This window comes from Alishewanella tabrizica (genome assembly GCF_014652375.1).
GTDB lineage: Bacteria > Pseudomonadota > Gammaproteobacteria > Enterobacterales > Alteromonadaceae > Alishewanella > Alishewanella tabrizica.
The window spans coordinates 227460-245653 of the sequence record NZ_BMYR01000005.1 but is presented as its reverse complement, the minus strand read 5'-3'; the positions used below and the strand labels follow the sequence as shown (position 1 = coordinate 245653).

16 protein-coding genes are annotated in these 18194 nt (G+C 44.6%); 8 read left to right on the top strand and 8 right to left on the bottom strand.

Features of this window, described 5'->3' with window-relative positions; all coding sequences use genetic code 11:
- Positions 1 to 210 precede the first annotated feature (210 nt).
- Together acs and IE070_RS07790 are read left to right on the top strand one after the other, a co-directional pair.
- Positions 211 to 2166 carry an acetate--CoA ligase gene (acs, locus tag IE070_RS07795; protein ID WP_189482159.1) on the top strand — a complete coding sequence of 652 codons (1956 nt, stop codon included), beginning with the start codon at positions 211 to 213 and terminating at the stop codon, positions 2164 to 2166.
- 113 nt (positions 2167 to 2279) lie between these two features.
- On the top strand, positions 2280 to 2960 hold the full coding sequence (locus tag IE070_RS07790; RefSeq protein ID WP_189482157.1) for a response regulator transcription factor: 681 nt from the start codon (positions 2280 to 2282) through the stop codon (positions 2958 to 2960).
- A gap of 50 nt (positions 2961 to 3010) precedes the next feature.
- Here IE070_RS07790 and IE070_RS07785 read toward each other — a convergent pair whose 3' ends face one another.
- The gene (locus IE070_RS07785; RefSeq protein ID WP_189482155.1) at positions 3011 to 6559 is read right to left on the bottom strand and encodes a PAS domain-containing hybrid sensor histidine kinase/response regulator; all 3549 of its coding nucleotides are present in this window, start codon (positions 6557 to 6559) and stop codon (positions 3011 to 3013) included.
- 159 nt (positions 6560 to 6718) lie between these two features.
- Here IE070_RS07785 and IE070_RS07780 point away from each other — a divergent pair, with 159 nt between their 5' ends.
- The 5 genes from IE070_RS07780 to IE070_RS07760 all read left to right on the top strand — a co-directional run bounded on the left by IE070_RS07780 (position 6719) and on the right by IE070_RS07760 (position 11892).
- Positions 6719 to 6979, top strand: coding sequence for a DUF4212 domain-containing protein (locus IE070_RS07780; protein WP_189482153.1), 261 nt, complete (start codon positions 6719 to 6721; stop codon positions 6977 to 6979).
- Between the two features lie 5 nt (positions 6980 to 6984).
- Positions 6985 to 8766, top strand: a complete 1782-nt coding sequence (locus tag IE070_RS07775; RefSeq protein ID WP_189482151.1) for a sodium:solute symporter family protein — start codon at positions 6985 to 6987, stop codon at positions 8764 to 8766.
- A 91-nt stretch (positions 8767 to 8857) separates the two neighbouring features.
- The gene (locus tag IE070_RS07770) at positions 8858 to 9391 is read left to right on the top strand and encodes a hypothetical protein (RefSeq protein ID WP_189482149.1); all 534 of its coding nucleotides are present in this window, start codon (positions 8858 to 8860) and stop codon (positions 9389 to 9391) included.
- A 9-nt stretch (positions 9392 to 9400) separates the two neighbouring features.
- The gene (locus tag IE070_RS07765) at positions 9401 to 11221 is read left to right on the top strand and encodes a DUF294 nucleotidyltransferase-like domain-containing protein (RefSeq protein ID WP_189482147.1); all 1821 of its coding nucleotides are present in this window, start codon (positions 9401 to 9403) and stop codon (positions 11219 to 11221) included.
- Positions 11222 to 11232: 11 nt separating this feature from the next.
- On the top strand, positions 11233 to 11892 hold the full coding sequence (locus tag IE070_RS07760; protein WP_189482145.1) for a 3'-5' exonuclease: 660 nt from the start codon (positions 11233 to 11235) through the stop codon (positions 11890 to 11892).
- Positions 11893 to 11931: 39 nt separating this feature from the next.
- On the opposite strand, the gene IE070_RS07755 is transcribed toward IE070_RS07760, so the two are convergent.
- The 6 genes from IE070_RS07755 to IE070_RS07730 all read right to left on the bottom strand — a co-directional run bounded on the left by IE070_RS07755 (position 11932) and on the right by IE070_RS07730 (position 15779).
- Positions 11932 to 12393 carry a YehS family protein gene (locus IE070_RS07755; protein WP_189482143.1) on the bottom strand — a complete coding sequence of 154 codons (462 nt, stop codon included), beginning with the start codon at positions 12391 to 12393 and terminating at the stop codon, positions 11932 to 11934.
- Between the two features lie 71 nt (positions 12394 to 12464).
- Entirely contained in the window at positions 12465 to 13022 is a 558-nt protein-coding gene (efp, locus tag IE070_RS07750) for an elongation factor P (RefSeq protein ID WP_189482233.1), read from the bottom strand.
- Between the two features lie 35 nt (positions 13023 to 13057).
- On the bottom strand, positions 13058 to 14212 hold the full coding sequence (gene earP, locus IE070_RS07745) for an elongation factor P maturation arginine rhamnosyltransferase EarP (RefSeq protein WP_189482141.1): 1155 nt from the start codon (positions 14210 to 14212) through the stop codon (positions 13058 to 13060).
- 18 nt (positions 14213 to 14230) lie between these two features.
- The gene (locus tag IE070_RS07740) at positions 14231 to 14584 is read right to left on the bottom strand and encodes a hypothetical protein (protein WP_189482139.1); all 354 of its coding nucleotides are present in this window, start codon (positions 14582 to 14584) and stop codon (positions 14231 to 14233) included.
- Entirely contained in the window at positions 14578 to 15111 is a 534-nt protein-coding gene (locus IE070_RS07735) for a hypothetical protein (protein ID WP_189482137.1), read from the bottom strand. Before IE070_RS07735 ends, IE070_RS07740 begins: the two co-directional genes overlap by 7 nt.
- A 47-nt stretch (positions 15112 to 15158) precedes the next feature.
- The gene (locus IE070_RS07730; RefSeq protein ID WP_189482135.1) at positions 15159 to 15779 is read right to left on the bottom strand and encodes a LysE family translocator; all 621 of its coding nucleotides are present in this window, start codon (positions 15777 to 15779) and stop codon (positions 15159 to 15161) included.
- 142 nt (positions 15780 to 15921) lie between these two features.
- On the opposite strand from IE070_RS07730, the gene IE070_RS07725 reads away from it, so the two are divergent.
- Complete coding sequence (locus tag IE070_RS07725; RefSeq protein ID WP_189482133.1) at positions 15922 to 16116, top strand: DUF3185 family protein; 195 nt, start codon at positions 15922 to 15924, stop codon at positions 16114 to 16116.
- 120 nt (positions 16117 to 16236) lie between these two features.
- Here the strand turns inward: IE070_RS07725 and glnS are convergent, their stop codons facing one another.
- Positions 16237 to 17901, bottom strand: a complete 1665-nt coding sequence (gene glnS / locus IE070_RS07720; RefSeq protein ID WP_189482131.1) for a glutamine--tRNA ligase — start codon at positions 17899 to 17901, stop codon at positions 16237 to 16239.
- Positions 17902 to 18194: the final 293 nt, after the last annotated feature.

The following is an 18194-nucleotide window of genomic DNA, read 5'->3' as shown; positions in this document are numbered from 1 at the left end:
AATACGATTTAAGTTAAGTACTGACATCGCGGTTATTCTACTCGAAACTGTGGTCGACAGTCTGCATTCTCGCAATTAGCCTTTAGTCGCAATTCGCGACTTGCGCATCCATCGTCTAGACTATGGTCTAATTCCTTTTAAAGGCCTAGTCCTTTAGAAATACAGGATGATTTTAATAAGCTTCATTTATCAAGCGTCGCAGAGGATGTTATGACACAAGCCACACTTTATCCGGTACCTGACAATATCAAAAATCAGTGCCATGTTACAGACGAGCAATATCAGGCGCTTTACCAACAATCGATTTCGCAACCCGATCAATTCTGGGGTGAGCATGCAAAGCGTTTAACCTGGAGCAAACCCTTTAGCCAAGTTAAAGACACCAGTTTCGAACTGGGCAATGTGCACATTAATTGGTTTGCCGATGGCGAATTAAATGCCAGTGTTAACTGTTTAGATCGGCATTTAGCCACGCGTGCAGATCAAGTAGCCTTTTACTGGGAAGGCGATGAGCCTGGCGTACAAAAAGAAGTCACCTACCAAGCACTTTATGAAGAAGTTTGTCAGCTAGCGAATGGCATGCGCGCACTGGGTGTGGGTAAAGGCGATCGTGTCACGATTTACTTGCCTATGATCCCGCAAGCCGCCGTTGCACTCTTAGCATGTGCTCGCATTGGTGCGGTGCATTCGGTGGTATTCGCTGGTTTCTCACCCGATGCCTTAGGTAGCCGAATAGTTGATTGCGATTCAAAATTAGTGATCACCACTGACCAAGCGTTACGTGGCAGCCGTGCAACCAACTTGAAAGACAACACCGATATCGCGCTAGCGCATTTAGGCGAAAACAATCCGGTTAAAAACGTTATTGTTATTAAGCATGTTGGCAAAAGTATTGATTTTCATCAAGGCCGTGATGTCTGGTATCACGATTTGTTGGCACAACATTCTACAACCTGTGCACCCGAGCCAATGAACGCGGAAGATCCACTGTTTATTTTATACACCTCAGGCTCTACTGGAAAACCCAAAGGCGTTTTACATACAACAGGGGGTTACTTAGTTTATGCTTCAATGACACACCAGTACGTTTTTGATTATCAAGAAGGCGATATTTATTGGTGTGCCGCTGATGTAGGTTGGGTTACTGGCCATAGCTATATTGTTTATGGCCCCCTTGCCAATGGCGCCAGTAGCGTGATGTTTGAAGGTGTTCCAACCTATCCCAGTGTTAAACGTATCGCGCAGATTGTCGACAAATACCAAGTTAATATTTTATATACAGCACCAACCGCTATCCGTGCGTTAATGGCACATGGCGAAGCTCCCGTTGAAGGCGCAGATCTTAGCTCATTACGTATTTTGGGCAGCGTAGGTGAACCCATTAATCCAGAAGCATGGTATTGGTATCACGAAAAAATTGGTAAAGGTAACTGCCCTATTGTTGATACATGGTGGCAAACTGAAACAGGTGGGATCTTAATTACGCCATTACCTGGTGCCACAGCATTAAAACCGGGCTCAGCGACACGGCCATTTTTTGGGGTGAAACCGGCGCTGGTTGACAATGAAGGTCAAGTTGTAACGGGTAAAGGTGAAGGCAATTTGGTCATAACGGATAGCTGGCCAGGGCAAATGCGTACCCTGTATGGCGATCACGAACGCTTTGAACAAACCTATTTTAGCACCTATGCTGGCGTATATTTTACGGGCGATGGTGCCCGCCGTGACGAAGATGGCTATTACTGGCTGACCGGACGCGTTGATGATGTATTAAACATCTCAGGCCACCGTTTAGGCACTGCAGAAATTGAAAGTTGCTTAGTCGCCCATGAAGCTATTGCAGAAGCTGCGGTTGTAGGCTATCCGCATGACATTAAAGGTCAGGGTATTTACGTGTATGTTACGCCGCGTGTTGGCGTTGAACCCAGTGATGATCTTACAAAAGCAATTAGAGCATGGGTTCGTGAAGAAATTTCACCCATCGCTACGCCAGATCTGGTACAGTGGGCTCCAGCAGGCCTGCCGAAGACCCGCTCAGGTAAAATCATGCGCCGTATTCTGCGGAAAATTGCCGCAAACGAGCATGATCAGCTAGGTGACATTTCTACACTTGCCGATCCATCAGTGGTTGAAATGCTGGTAAATAACCGGTTAAATCGCAAGTAGGACGCCTATCTGCTTACTCTGAGCTTGCGTGTCTCCATTCGCAGCAAAACAGGCCGCAATATAGCGGCCTTTTTTATAATTAAAATTACAGGCGAACACCGCTGGAGGGTAGAATGGCAAAATTGATCGTGGCGGATGATCATCCACTATTTAGAAATGCGCTAATAAATGCCATAAGCAGTACTTTTGCCACTAAGGCAACGGTTGAAACAGATAGCTTTGAAAGTACCTGCCAAGCATTAGAGCAACATCCTGATGCTGATTTACTTTTGCTAGATTTGCATATGCCCGGAAACTGTGGTTTTTTAGGCTTGATTCAACTTCGAAAAAATTACCCTAGCTTACCGATTGTTGTGATTTCGGCCAGCGAAGATCTCGATGTGATCCGTCGGGTCATGGCATTTGGTGCCTCGGCTTATGTGCCAAAATCAGCAAATCCAATTGATATCAGTACTGCATTAAATGCCGTGCTTGATGGCGAACTGTGGGTACCGAAAAACATTCAAAAGCAAGTTTTAAATCAACATGACACAGAACAAGATTTAGATCTTGCCGCAAAAGTTGCACAACTCACCCAGCAACAATACAAGGTACTTTATTACTTAACTGAGGGCTGGTTAAATAAACAAATTGCCTACGATTTGCACATCTCAGAGGCTACAGTAAAAGCGCATATTACCGCCATTTTTCGCAAACTAGGTTGTACTAATCGGACGCAAGTAGTCATTCAAGCACAGCGGTTAACCCTAGAGCCGCCCGTTGATCGGGCAATGGCGCAACAACACTCATCATAATAACCAGGCATGCAGAGCAAATAACCTTGCCCTGCACTCCTTAACGCAATTTAATTGCCCGCGCGCTTTAACATTTTAAAGTGATTTAACGTTGCACGTAACGCACCGGGTTTTATTGGCTTAGCTAAAAACATCAGTCCTTCTGCTTTTGCTAAAGCAGCCAAATCGGCTTGTGGCGACGCAGAGACCAAAATGCCATTTACATCCCCCCAACGCTGCCGGATCTGTCGGTATAGCGTTAAGCCATCCACTTGTTGACCGAGTTGATAATCGAGCAAAATCACATCAGGCGGAGGGTGTGCAGACACATACTGCATCAAGGCCTGATCATCATAAAAACACTGCACATCACTTACTTGCCACTGCTCTAGGAGCACTTTTAACGCAGCTAAATTTGCAGCATCATCATCGACACAAATCACTGACAAACCGGGTAATGGCCGTTGTTGTAAAGGGGCACTCAACGGGATCTCTTGCCGCCGTTTACCGCTGATCACGGGTAAGGCGATGCTAAATACTGTGCCTTTCCCAGGCCAAGATCGCACCGTTAAGGGATGCCCTAGCAATTTGGCCATTCTGTGCACGACACCTAAGCCTAAACCAACACCTTGTTGACCTTTGGCTGTCGCATCTATTCGATAAAAATCTTCAAAAATGCGTTGTAAATCAGGCTCATTAATCCCAGGCCCTGTATCCCACACTTGGAGTAACACCTGATCGCCGCGTTTGCGGCATCCCAACAAAATACGCCCTTTACTGGTGTATTTAATCGCATTTGACAGCATATTTTGTAAGATACGCCGTAAATATGTGCTATCGGTTTGTACGTGAAATAAGCTGCTCTGAACTGTCAGTTTTAAGCCTTTCTGACTGGCAACGAGGCTATATTCATCTGATAATTGTAATAACAGTTCTTTTAACGATACCGGTTGCACATTAGGCTGCAGTTTTCCATCGTCTAACTTAGCTATTTCCAATAAGGTTGAAATCAACTCTTCTGACGCTTTTAGCGAATTATCCAGTTGCGTCAAGATCGCCGATTGTTGTTGCTGTTCACGGATCCCGGCAAGGGCAGCAGTAAACAAACGTGCTGCATTTAAGGGTTGTAAAATATCATGGCTTGCTAAGGCTAAAAAACGTGTTTTTGACGCATTTGCGGCTTCAGCTTCGGCTTTTGCTTGTAATAATTGCTGCTCCGTTTGTCGGCGTCGCCCTACTTCAGCTAATAATTCCTGATTCATCTCAGAAATGGTTTGCGTACGTTCTTGCACCCGATCTTCTAAATGTTGTTTCGCTTCAGCTAAGCCCTGCACCGCATTAACATGATCAGAAATATCCGTAAAACTTGTGACAAAACCGCCACCAGGTATGGGGTTCCCGCGCATTTCAATTACGCGGCCATCGGGTCGTACTCGCTGAAAAACGTGAGCCGTGCCGTTTTGCATATGCGATGTACGCTTTTCTACATGCTCATCGGGATCGCCGGGACCACAAAGCCCACGTTCAGCATTAAGCCTAACAATATCAGCAACCGGCCGCCCGACTCGGATCATGCCTTCTGGGTAATTAAACATCTCTAAATAGGCTTTATTCCACGCCACTAAATTCAAATCCCGATCAACAACACTAACCCCTTGGCTTAAATGTTCTAGGGTAGAAAACAAAATTTTTCGCGAGAATTGAATGGCTTGGGTGGTATCGTCAAATAAGGTTACCACATCTTCAAACGCCAATTGTCGGCCTTCTAATACTGCATTCACCATGGCAGAGGCAGAAGACGCGCCAATAACCCCGGCTAATTCACGCTCGACATGTTCAACCAAGCCTACACTGGGTAAATCATCTAATTGCAAGGCCAGTTGTTGTTTACGACCAAATTCGGCTAAACATTCTGCTGCCCGCGGTGTACCAACAAACCGCTCTAATAATATTTTTAAATCGCTGTTATGAATACGGATCCGTCGCGCGGGGGTATCTTGATGCTTTATGGGCAAATTAGGTTTTACAAAGGCTACAGCTTGTAATCGATCTTGCAAATTCACCGTAGTAAGCAATGAACCAAGGATATAGCATAAGATATTAAAACCTAACGAAAGAATGACACCGTGACTTAACGAGTCTAGATGGATCCCAAACATCCCCGTGGGCTGTAACCAGCTTATACCCCATAAACCTTGCTGCATGATGTCGCTGTTTAATACACCGGCATTGACTAATTGCGGCAGCATTAGTGTATAAAACCATAAGATCAGGCCCACCGTTAATCCGGCATATACGCCATAAGCATTCCCCCGGCGCCAATATAAGCCGCCAACAACAGCAGGAACTAATTGGATGGTTAAAGCAAAGGCCAATAACCCCGTTTCAGCTAACTCGTAATTTCGGGCAAAAATACTGTAGTACAAATACGATAGCAGCATCACCAAAACAATCATGGTTCGTCTGACCAGTAAAATCAGCAGGCTGTAATCATGCGACATGCCTTTTTGCTTAGCCGATTTTAATAATCCTGGCATCACCACATCATTACTGATCATGGTGGCAAGCGCCAAAGTTGCAATAATAATCATTGAGGTAGCGGCTGAAAACCCGCCAATAAATACGATAACACTTAAACTGTTCCACTCCATACTGGAAGGGATCAGCAGCACAAAGCTGTCGGCTTTTGACAGTATCGCTGGAAATAATTGCATCCCCGCCACAGCAATAGGGATCACCACTAAGGTTACTAGAACCAAATAGCCTGAAAACCAGCGCCGCGCATGTCGCAAATGATGATGAGACACATTTTCTACAAAAGCGACATGAAATTGCCGAGGCAGCATAAATACCGCTACCATTGCTAGAATTGTCTTGGTGGTAAACTCCACCCACCCGGGCGTAGATAATTTGGCTTGCTGTACACCTGAATGCGCAGCAAATGCCTGTAAAACAGATTGATCGGTATCTAACAAAAAGACATAAACCGCAATTGCCAGAGTGAGCAAGGCAAATAATTTGATCACAGATTCGAAAGCGATCGCTACCATAACACCACGATTTTGTTCGGTAAGATGCAATTTACGCGTACCAAATAAAATGGCAAAAAAAGTCATGGCAATTGCACTTAGCAAAGCACTGTCTTGATACCAGACTACTGGGCTATCATCAAAAGTGCCCCCTAACAGCACTTGATAAGATCCCGCTACCGCCTTTAACTGCAATGAAATGTAAGGTACAACAACAATCAAACAAATAATGGCTGCAAGGGTCGCGATATTTCGACGTTTACCATAACGTGCAGAAATAAAGTCGGCAATTGAGGTGACATTTTGCTTTTTGGACACATAAAGCAGTTTAAATAAAAATGGCTGAGCAAACACGAATAACAGAATAGGCCCCAAATAAATCGCCATATAATCCCAGCCACGGGTCACAGCGGTACCCACTGCACCATAATAGGTCCATGACGTACAGTAAACCGCTAAGGCTAAGCTATAAATTAATCCCCCATACTTTCGTATAAGACGATCATCAGCATGGCGCTCACCCCAGTTCGCAATCCAGAATAATCCACCTACATATAAAAGTGCCAACAGGGCGACGGTCCACGCAGTCACAGGGTTCTCCATCCTTTATTTTACGTTAACTGTGGTTGTACAAGGCGGTTATGTCAATCATCGACTTATGACCTTCGACTAAAGTCGGGCTAGCGCCTTGGCTGGCGACTGCTAGATTAGGATTGCTCGATAATAAAATAAATTAAAGGAGACACAACTATGGCAGATCATAACATGAATGCCGCCGCATATTGGAGCGCCAACCTGCGCTACATAACAATAAGCCTGATCGTCTGGGCATTAGTATCGTATGGCTTTGCAATATTACTGCGACCTTGGCTGGCAGGCATTAATGTTGGTGGTACGGATCTTGGTTTCTGGTTCGCACAGCAAGGTTCGATAATTACCTTTATCGCTATCATCTTCATTTATGCATGGAAGATGAATAAGTTAGATAAGAAATTTGGTGTAGAGGAGTAATTGGCATGAGTCAATTTGCAATAAACTTGCTGTTTGTTGGTGCATCATTTGCACTCTACATCGGTATTGCTATATGGGCCCGTGCGGGCTCTACTAAAGAATTCTACGTTGCAGGTGGTGGGGTTAACCCAATCACTAACGGTATGGCAACTGCAGCTGATTGGATGTCGGCCGCTTCATTTATTTCAATGGCGGGCTTAATTGCGGCAGGGGGTTATGCCAATTCAACATTTTTAATGGGTTGGACAGGTGGTTACGTATTACTCGCTATGTTACTAGCGCCCTACTTACGTAAATTTGGTAAGTTTACTGTACCTGATTTTATCGGTGATCGTTTCTACAGCCGCGGCGCGCGGATCACAGCGGTTGTCTGCTTAATTATTATGTCGGTAACTTACGTAATCGGGCAAATGACGGGTGCCGGCGTTGCATTCTCACGTTTCTTAGAGGTGAGTTCTGCAGCGGGTATTTGGATAGCTGCAGGCGTTGTGTTTATTTATGCCGTATTTGGCGGTATGAAGGGCATCACGTACACCCAAGTTGCGCAATATGTTGTGTTAATTATCGCTTACACTATCCCTGCCGTGTTTATTTCGCTGCAATTAACAAACAATCCTATTCCGATGTTTGGTATGTTCAGCACCCATACTGAATCAGGCGTGCCACTGTTAGTTAAACTTAATGAAATCGTTCGTGAATTGGGTTTCCAAGATTACACAGCAGACGTTGATAACAAACTTAACATGGTATTGTTTACCTTATCATTAATGATTGGTACCGCCGGTTTACCCCACGTTATTATTCGTTTCTTCACGGTGCCTAAAGTGGCTGATGCCCGTTGGTCAGCAGGCTGGACCTTAGTGTTTATTGCCCTGTTATATTTAACTGCTCCAGCCGTAGCCTCTATGGCACGTTTAAATTTATTAACCACCATTTATCCAGATGGCCCTACTGCCGCTGCATTAGATTATGCTGAACGTCCAGATTGGATTAAAAACTGGGAACAAACTGGGTTAATTAGCTGGACTGACAAAAATAACGACGGCCGTATTCAGTTATACAACGAATCACCAAACTTCGCGGCTACCGCTGAAGCGCGGGGTTGGGCGGGTAACGAGTTGACCGTAAACAACGATATTTTAGTGTTAGCGAACCCAGAAATTGCTAACTTACCAGGCTGGGTTGTCGGCTTAATTGCCGCAGGTGGTATCGCTGCCGCGTTATCAACCGCCGCAGGGTTGTTATTAGCGATATCATCAGCGATAAGTCACGACTTAATTAAGAAAACCATTAATCCACAAATCTCTGAAAAGGGTGAAATGCTTGCCGCACGGATCTCCATGGCAGGTGCCATTTTGTTAGCGACGTATCTGGGGCTAAATCCGCCCGGGTTTGCCGCACAGGTGGTTGCCTTAGCCTTTGGTATCGCTGCAGCAACGCTATTCCCTGCACTGATGATGGGTATCTTCTCTAAGCGCGTAAATAGCACAGGCGCGATCGCGGGTATGATTGTGGGTTTAGTTGTGACCCTAGTCTACATCTTTACTTACTTGGGTTGGTTCTTTGTTCCTGGCACAAATATGTTACCAAACACACCAGAAAACTGGTTATTTGGTTCAACTGGCTATGGTATTTCACCACTGTCATTTGGTGCTGTGGGTGCCATCATTAACTTTATCGTTGCGTTTGCTGTGTCGTCTGTCACCGCGCCGCCACCAAAAGAGATCCAAGAGTTAGTAGAAAGTGTTCGTTATCCTAAAGGTGCTGGCGCTGCGGTTGATCATTAATCAATCCTAAGCAACAGAACGTGAGATAATGTTGTCGAACTGAAGTACTCTCGGGCTTTCATCTGAAAGCCCGAATTTTTAGGAATACATTATGTTTTGGGAATTAATTGGGACATTTTCTGCGGGATTAGGGGCTGCCGGTATCGCGCTCGTGTTGCGTGCACTGACCCTAAAAAAACTGCCTAAATGGCTGATTCCAGTTTTCGCTGGCGCAGGCATGCTCGGTTTTCAAATTTATATGGAATACAACTGGTATCCACATCAAAGCAGTCGCTTACCTGAAGGGGTTGCCGTTGTTCGGGCCGTTGAAGAACAAGCTGCTTGGCGTCCATGGAGTTATATTTTTCCGCAAACGATGCGTTTTATTGCCGCCGACATTAAAAATGCCGCAATGAATCAACGTAATCCAGAGTTAGTATTAGTCAATTTGTATTTTTTTGAACGGCGTATGGGTACCCGCCAAATTACCCAAGTCATCCATTGTGGGGCACCTGCCAGAGCAGATTTTACCGAGCAACTGGTTATCCCAGCACCTGGTAGCCAACCAGACGCCAGCTGGCACCCGTTAGCTGCAGACGACGAATTATACCGCTTAATCTGCATAGAACAGCCAGGGAAAGAGTAAGGATATTATATGGAAGTCGCTGAAGTCAGTAAGTTTTTGGCACAAACTATCCCGTTTGACCAATTAAGTAGTGCACAACAAGCTGACACGGCCCTACAGCTGAGCGTCTACTATTGCCAGGAAGGCGAAGCAGTAGATATCAGCAAAGAACAATTATTAATTGTTCGAACAGGGATCTATGCCCTTTACAGCGATAAACAGCAATTACTGACTAAGTTGGAAGAAGGCGATTTTTATGGCTATCAACTCTTATTAACCGGATTAGCAGATGCGGATCAGCTTATCTGTGAAGAAGATGGTCTACTTTATTGGTTACCCGCAGCAGAATTTCATCAATTACGTTATCAATACAAGAATATTGATATCTTTTTTCAGCGCTTATTTGGCCGACGCTTACATCAATATAAAGAACAACAAGGCTCACGCTTTACGCTTAAAGTATCGGATGTCGTGCAAGCGCGTAAAGTTGCCATCAGTGGCGAACATACTGTGCAACAAGCCGCACAGTTAATGACGGAGAAACGCGTCTCATCACTCTTGGTTGAGCAAGAGGGGCGCTTAACGGGGATAGTCACTGATCGTGATTTGCGGACCCGCGTGTTGGCCATCGATTTGCCGGCTGCAACGCCGGTACAACAGATCATGACACCTAAACCGCATACTATCGATAAGCATGCATACATATTTGAAGCGGTACAATTAATGAGCCGCTTTAATGTCCATCACCTGCCGGTAATGGATAATGACAGCAGTTTTGGCATGATCACTGCAACCGATATTATTCGCTCGCAGCAAGATCACCCAGTGTATTTAATTGGCGAAATTCATCGGCAAACGACTGTCGATGGCCTAGAGCAATGCAGCTTACAGATTGCCAATTTAGCTCAGGTATTAGGTAAACAACAGGTACCTGCGCATGAGGCAGGACACATTATTACCACTATCACCGATGCGCTCACCCAGCGTTTGATTAAACTGGCACAAGTTGAATTAGGGCCAGCCCCCTGTGTATTTACCTGGTTGTGCTTTGGCTCGCAAGCTCGGATGGATCAAAGTATTAATGCCGATCAAGACAATGCGTTATTGCTGGAACGCGAACCTACCGCACATATTGCTGATTATTTTAGCGCTTTAGCTGATTTTGTTTGCCAAGGTTTAGCGCGCTGCGGCATTACGCTGTGTCCTGGCAATATCATGGCATCTAATCCCGAGCTTCGTTTAAGCTTAAAAGGTTGGTCAGGTAAGTTTGCAAAATGGATCGCCTCCCCCACACCCGAAGCCATTTTAAAAGCCAGTATTTTTTTTGATATGCGTGCCGTTGAAGGCTCAAAAGGCTTATTCAACGCCTTACAACACGATATCTTAGCCCGCACCAACAATGCATTATTTCTATTTCATCTCGCGCAAAGCACGCTACAACGCACCGCGCCTTTGAGTTTTTTACGCAACTTTATTTTAGAACACGATGGAAAACAGAAAAAAGGTATTGATTTAAAAAAACGTGGCATCAGTTTAATAACGGATATTGTGCGAATTTATGCGCTGGCCCAAGGGATCTCCGAGGTCAATACGCGGCAACGCTTACAACAGTTAGCCTTGCTAGGCGCGATTGACAGCAAAGAAACGCAAAATTTATCAGATGCCTTTGATGTATTAGCGCAGCTACGATGGGATAAACATATTCACGATCTCAATCAGGGGCATGACGCCAGTAATTTATTAGATCCGAATATTCTCTCTGGCCTGCAACGACACCAGCTAAAAGATAGCTTTGCGGTTATTAATAATGCGCAATCTTCCATTAAACACCGTTTTTGCAAAGAAGTATAAGGTAAGTACCCATGTTTGCCTGGCTTAAAAAAAAACCCGCTCTGTATGATGACGTTAAGCGTTTTAATGCGATTACGGCACCGGCGTTATCCACGCCGGCGCGAACCTGCCGCTATCTCGCCATCGATTTAGAAACAACCGGCTTACATGCCAGACAGGATCATATCGTTAGCATTGGATGGGTACCGATTGTCGATCAGCAGATTCTATTACCGCAGGCACAACACTTTTTAATTAAGCCCCCGGTCAGTGTCGGTCAAAGCGCTATTTATCATGGTGTACACGACAAAGATTTAAAAGATGCCAGTGAGCTGAGTGAAGTATTGCAACTCTTGCTACAAGAGTTTAGTGGACATTATTTTATTGCACACCATTGCCGCTTAGATCGCGCGTTTTTAGAACTCGCCTTTCAGCGCTATTTTGGCAAAGTCCCAAAAATGCATTTTATTGATACCTTAAATATTGAATGGTATCGAATGCAAAAACAGGGCATCGTGATGAAAAAAGATGCTTTACGACTTCCCAATTGTTTAGCACGCTATAAACTGCCGGTAAGTGCACAACATCATGCGTTAGAAGACGCCTACAGCTGTGCCCTGCTCTATTTGGCACAACTGAAAAAAAGTCATGCCGAGATCACCATTGCGGATTTACTAGTACAGAGCCGCTAAGCAACAAGGATAGCTAACGACACGGGTTAAACAATGTATTTACGGTTGTAGCTTTAATTGCAGCCCTTTTAGTACATTACGCAAAACCTGCGCCTGACACGCACGATAATGCGGATGATCAGGTTTACGAAAGAATGCGCTAAGTTCGGCTTTGCCCAATCGAAAACCTGCCAACTGGAGGAGATCGATAAAATCGTCATCGCGTAAAGTAAAGGCAATTTTAAGCTTACGTAAGATAATATTATTATTCAGCCGCGTCTCAACAATAGGCGCTTCAGCCTGATCTTTTACGCCACGCTTATTGATAATCAAACCATTTAAGAATTGTGCAAACTCGCTATCCGTTAATGCTAAAAATGCTACATCTTCTTCTTTGCTCAACCACGCTATCACTTGCTCACGGCTAACCTCTAGCCCACCTAAGGCAAAGGTTGCGGCCATTTGGCTGTTAGTAAAGTCTACAATGTAGCGTAAGCGGCGTAACATATCGTTGTTGGTCATGCAGGGTTCCACAAGGTGTAACAAAATTAAGTAAAAAAGGCGCTTGCGCGCCTTTTTCAATGAGCATGCGCTTATTTTGCGCGGCTACGGTACTCGTCAGTACGCGTATCGATTTCAATACGGTCACCTTCTTCAACAAAAGCCGGTACCATTAACTCATAACCAGTTTCAATTTTGGCTGGTTTCATTACTTTACCTGAAGTATCGCCACGGGCAGCAGGTTCAGTATAGGTCACCGTACGCACAACAATAGTCGGTAAATCAACAGAAATTGGACGATCGTTGTAGAACACTACCGAACATTCCATGCCATCGACTAAGTATTTTAACGCTTCGCCCATTGATTCAGCTTCAATTTCAAACTGATTGTATTCTGCATCCATGAACACATACATTGGATCAGCAAAATAAGAATAGGTGACTTCTTTGGTTTCAAGCATAACTTGCTCAAATTTGTCATCCGCACGGTATACCGTTTCCATGCCTTGACCATTTAGCAGGTTTTTCATTTTCATTTTTACTACGGCGGCATTACGACCCGATTTATTGAACTCGGCTTTTAACACGACCATGGCCTCACTACCAACCATGATAACTTGGCCGGCGCGAACTTCTTGAGCTGTCTTCATCATTTTAGAATATCTTCTTGTTAGGAAAAATTGCGCTATATTATAATTTTTTTTTCAACAAAACGCACGAGGTTGCTAGCAAGATCTCCATGGCTTTCTAACTTATTACGCCATAATAGATTTTTTTTAGTTACCTCAGGTAAATTGTGCTCGAACCGCTGCCAAAATGCCGTTAACGATTGCTCAGTATTCCAGGCATGATGAAAATTCATCATGGTATGCCGCAGTTCATCCTCCCAATCAGCAGTGTAACGTGCCAAAAACGCATCAAGTTTCACCAGATGTGCTTGCTCGGCCTGCCGGTAAATTTGCCACACAAAAGGTTTAGCAGCCCATTGGGCACGAATAATCGAATCCTCCCCACGGACAAAATTAATATCGCAGGCACTGAGTAACAAATCGTAATCAGGTTGCGGCACAAAGGGTAAAAGCGCCAAAGTAAGCTGACCCTCCTGAACCACAGAATGCACCGTTAACTCGGGATAACGCTGTTGCACCTGTTTGGCGAGATCCCCCAGCGGGATAATACAGAGCGTTGTTGTGCTGGCTTGCTGCCAGCAGGCAAATAAACTGGCTAATTGCGCATGGGAATAAGCAAATAACGAAATCCGACGCTGAAAATCGAGTGCTTGGGGTAATCCAATACGTTGCCAGAATTGCTGCTGTGCTGGTTTATCGTGTTGAAAAGCTTTTAATCTAGGCAATAGCGCTTGTTCGCGCAATAAGGCACCACTTTGCTCGGTAAATCCCGGAAAGAAAAAATATTTTGTTAACGGCAATTGAGGATGCGGCGATGCTAAGCCATGACACCCCTCGATCCATGCCTCAGCAGATAAATATTCTAGATTAATCCACACAGGCGCTCTGTTCGCCTTAGCCATTTGTACTTGAAACGCTTCTGGAATAGTGCACGCCAAGGCTTCGATGACCACATGCCCCGGCGTAATAGTCGGCCACGGTATAGCACTGTGCCATAAGACAATATCCACACCCGCAATCTGTTGGGTGGCTAACATCGGATCGATCTCATTGCACAAGCGCTGAAAACTCGCGAGATCGTCTACCCACAGTCTAACCCGGATCCCATGCTCGGCAACAAGCTGACGGCTTAACCGCCAACAAATACCGATATCGCCGAAATTATCGACCACTGCACAAAAAATATCATAATGTATCGGGGAGGTTGCCATACACAGCACGTTTACTTATCAGAAAAAAAGATGACGTATTATACCGGATAACATTTTTAGAAACAGAAAAGACCATACCAACAAGATCGCTGTAAGCAAAATGGCTAAACATTTTTGCCAAATCGCATACAGCATCCCTTTAATCCGACCAAGCTTTGACCGGTTGTCTTGATGTAGCAGGCTAACAACTAGCCATAGCCAGACGCACAATGTGAAGAGCACCAATAAGGGTAACAACCATTGCTCACTGATTGCACTTGTCGCATTAAATAACATCCAAACAAAAGTTATGGCAATAACGGCGGCAACCATACCAAGATAATGCTTATAGGGGAGCCCCCAACGCGCTAGCCGACGATAAAAATTCAACATGATGCCGCTTCTGCCTCTCTTAAGGCTGTGGGATAAAGCGGTAAAATACCTGATATACCCTGCATATCGCCAACTACCCAAATTTGTTCAAAAGGGTGTTGTGCTGGAATATGTAATTTATGACAGTAGGTCAGCATATCTGAACGTCGCCACAATGGATTGGCATTTCTGATCACCAACCAAACCCGTTCGCTATCATAGTATTTTTCGGCTTTGTTTGTGATGATCCGATTTAACGCTGCCAGCATGCGCTGTTCGCTCGGCACCCGCAGTAAAGATAATAATTCCGTATGCGTCTGCTGAGAGAGCGCCCGCCCTAAGATATGCATCGCTTCGGCTTCACTGCCATACAGATGTGCAATTTCAAGATCTAATTTTTGATTATCAAAATAACAAGACACATCAGGGCGCGCAGGGGAATTGTGCCAAATATGGCGCATTTGAATATGATATCGTTGTTCATAGAGCCGCATAAAAATTCGCGCAGCTTCATGTTCAAGGAAAATCTTCTCATCATGCCCGTTCATCTTTGTACTCACCTAACCCTTGGTTTGCCCTCGGCCAAGAGGCGCGTTTACACCGCACTAAAATAATAGCGCCATAATTCGCGCACGACCGGCAGCACTGATAACAGAAGCAACAGCCCCATGGCGCCATTAAATATTCGCTGTGCCAATGGTCGGTTTAATATTTTCTTCAACATCGCGCCAAAAAGTAGCCACAATCCTACACAAGGAAATGCCACAACTAAAAAGGCCAACGTAATAGCAGATACTTCTAGCCAATAGATACCCGCAACCGTGGTAAACGCCGCCATAGCGCCAGAGGCCATCACCCACGCTTTTCCATTAACCCATTGGAACAATACCGCCTGCCAAAACGTGAGCGCTTTGCTTTTACCGGTAGCGATATGTTCAGGTTTAGCACTGGCAATTTTATAGGCTAAATAAATAAGGTATAACGTGCCTACCACCTTAATTAATTGATGAAGGTGGGGATAACGTTCAAAAACAACCCCAAAACCTAAGCCCACCACTAACACCATAAACGGGAAGCCTAAACAAATGCCTAACCAATGCGGTACGCTGGCTTTAATGCCATAATTTACACCAGAAGACATCATCATGATGTTATTTGGTCCTGGGGTAATGGTGGTCGAAAACGCAAAAAATATAACAGCCCAAAAAATGTCCATGTGCATTACCTTAAGTAACCCCTTTATTCAACGCAGATTCAGTTCTATGCGCTAATCTATGCTATACGTTAGACGCTGCATTTAACCTATCTGCAGCCATAGCGATTGCATGCTACAGCGTTTCAGCTTACAGGAGAATAATATGAATAAAATAATTGGATTAGCATTATTAGTCGCAGGCGCTATCTTGTTGTATTTTGGCTATAACGAATATCACTCAACCGCGTCGCAAGTCACAGAAATCGTCACTGGCAGCCCCACTAATAACGCCATATGGTTCTTAGTTGGCGGTGCTATTGCAGCCATTATCGGTATTGGTATGGTAGTGAAGAAATAAAAGGGTGTAATAAAATGAAAAACCGGGATCACTCCCGGTTTTTTGTGACGACATGTTGTATAGACTATCTCAAGCACGAAGCAGCACGTTGGCCATTAGCAACAACGTAATTCATGTAGCCTACTCGTCTTCTTTGCCCCACACATCGCGTAATCCTACGGTACGATTGAACACTAAGTTAGTCGCTGTAGAATCTTTATTATCCGCACAATAGTACCCTTCACGCTCAAATTGATAAGCCTGTTCAGCCACCGCGCGTTGTAATGAGGGTTCAGCAAAACCGTGCTTTACAATTAAAGAGTGTGGATTGATCGTCGCCATAAAATCCTCTTCAGCCGCAGGATTCGCTACGCTAAATAGACGATCATACACGCGAAACTCTGCCGGTAGCGCCTGTGTTTGCTCAACCCAATGAATAACACCGCGCACTTTACGACCATCAGCTGGGTTTTCACCTAACGTTTCGGGTAAATACGAGCATTTTAATTCAATAACCTGCCCCTGTTCATCTTTGATCACTTCATCGGCATGTATCACGTAGGCATTACGTAATCGAACATCGCCACCTAGCACTAAACGTTTATATTTTTTGTTGGCTTCTTCGCGGAAGTCAGCCCGATCAATATAAACAACACGACCAAAGGGTAACTGACGCTCGCCCATATCTTCTTTGGGATGATTTGGCGCAGATATCCATTCAATCGTTTCAGCAGGGTAATTGGTGATGGTCACTTTGATGGGATCTAATACCGCCATAGCGCGCGGTGCCGCAGAATCAAGATCTTCACGAATACAGGATTCGAGCGAACTCATTTCAATCATATTGTCTTGCTTCGTCACACCTATGCGCTTTGCAAACTCGCGAATCGCGGCTGGCGTGTAGCCTCTGCGACGTAAACCGGCAATAGTCGGCATACGTGGATCGTCCCAACCGCTGACCACCTTTTGCTCGACTAACGTTTGTAATTTGCGCTTACTCATTACCGCATATTCTAAATTCAAACGCGAAAATTCGATCTGCTGTGGATGGCAATCGATCGTAATATTGTCCAAGATCCAATCATACAAACGACGGTTATCTTGGAACTCTAAGGTACATAACGAGTGGGTAATGCCTTCTAAGGCATCAGAGATACAATGGGTAAAATCGTACATAGGATAAATGCACCACGCATCACCCGTTTGATGATGATGGGCAAATTTCACGCGGTAGATCACCGGATCGCGCATGCAGATAAAGCTTGATGACATGTCGATTTTGGCGCGCAGTGAACACTCGCCCTCTTTAAAGCCCCCTGCCCGCATTTTTTCAAATAACGCTAAGTTTTCTGCCGGTGTAGTATCACGGAAAGGACTGTGTTTACCCGGCTGCGTTAACGTACCGCGGTACTCGCGCATTTGCTCGGCATTTAAAAAACACACATAAGCTAACCCTTTATTGATTAGCTCTACAGCATAAGCATACAACTGCTCAAAATAATCTGACGAATAACGTACCGCGCCAGACCATTGGAAGCCTAACCAATTGACATCACGTTGAATCGATTCAACAAACTCAACATTTTCTTTTTCAGGATTTGTATCATCAAACCGCAGATTACATTGGCCTTGGTAATCATTAGCAATGCCAAAATTCAGACATATAGATTTAGCATGGCCAATATGCAAATACCCATTAGGCTCAGGAGGGAAACGTGTTTGCACACCAGTATGTTTACCACTGGCTAAATCGGCATCGATAATTTGCCGGATGAAATTTGTTGGGCGTGGCGTAACGTCCGACATAGTAATAAGTATCCTTTTAATAAATCAAAACGAGCAATATGCGGCATTATAACAGCAGAAGTTACGCTGACTATAGGCTGGCAGCAATGAATCCTAAGTTTTTGTTGCACACATAAAAACGTATTTTGGCTTATCTTCACTTCACTGTATGTCTAAACCTACACTCCATGATCGCTATCAAAAATACCCATTAAGTGCATAAAATGTTAAAAATTAATCATTATGATGAAATAGCTCAGCATTATATTCAAAAATAGGGGTAAAACGGGAATTAATGATTGAACTCCCTGAGA

Bases quoted from the DNA above. Each gene is read 5' to 3' on its own strand.
- IE070_RS07755 (WP_189482143.1), bottom strand. From the start codon at position 12,393: ATGACCAACAACGATATGTTACGCCGCTTACGCTACATTGTAGACTTT.
- IE070_RS07725 (WP_189482133.1), top strand. From the start codon at position 15,922: ATGAATAAAATAATTGGATTAGCATTATTAGTCGCAGGCGCTATCTTG.
- IE070_RS07790 (WP_189482157.1), top strand. From the start codon at position 2,280: ATGGCAAAATTGATCGTGGCGGATGATCATCCACTATTTAGAAATGCG.
- IE070_RS07780 (WP_189482153.1), top strand. From the start codon at position 6,719: ATGGCAGATCATAACATGAATGCCGCCGCATATTGGAGCGCCAACCTG.
- IE070_RS07760 (WP_189482145.1), top strand. From the start codon at position 11,233: ATGTTTGCCTGGCTTAAAAAAAAACCCGCTCTGTATGATGACGTTAAG.
- IE070_RS07765 (WP_189482147.1), top strand. From the start codon at position 9,401: ATGGAAGTCGCTGAAGTCAGTAAGTTTTTGGCACAAACTATCCCGTTT.
- IE070_RS07740 (WP_189482139.1), bottom strand. From the start codon at position 14,584: ATGTTGAATTTTTATCGTCGGCTAGCGCGTTGGGGGCTCCCCTATAAG.
- efp (WP_189482233.1), bottom strand. From the start codon at position 13,022: ATGAAGACAGCTCAAGAAGTTCGCGCCGGCCAAGTTATCATGGTTGGT.
- IE070_RS07735 (WP_189482137.1), bottom strand. From the start codon at position 15,111: ATGAACGGGCATGATGAGAAGATTTTCCTTGAACATGAAGCTGCGCGA.
- acs (WP_189482159.1), top strand. From the start codon at position 211: ATGACACAAGCCACACTTTATCCGGTACCTGACAATATCAAAAATCAG.
- glnS (WP_189482131.1), bottom strand. From the start codon at position 17,901: ATGTCGGACGTTACGCCACGCCCAACAAATTTCATCCGGCAAATTATC.
- IE070_RS07730 (WP_189482135.1), bottom strand. From the start codon at position 15,779: ATGGACATTTTTTGGGCTGTTATATTTTTTGCGTTTTCGACCACCATT.
- IE070_RS07775 (WP_189482151.1), top strand. From the start codon at position 6,985: ATGAGTCAATTTGCAATAAACTTGCTGTTTGTTGGTGCATCATTTGCA.
- earP (WP_189482141.1), bottom strand. From the start codon at position 14,212: ATGGCAACCTCCCCGATACATTATGATATTTTTTGTGCAGTGGTCGAT.
- IE070_RS07770 (WP_189482149.1), top strand. From the start codon at position 8,858: ATGTTTTGGGAATTAATTGGGACATTTTCTGCGGGATTAGGGGCTGCC.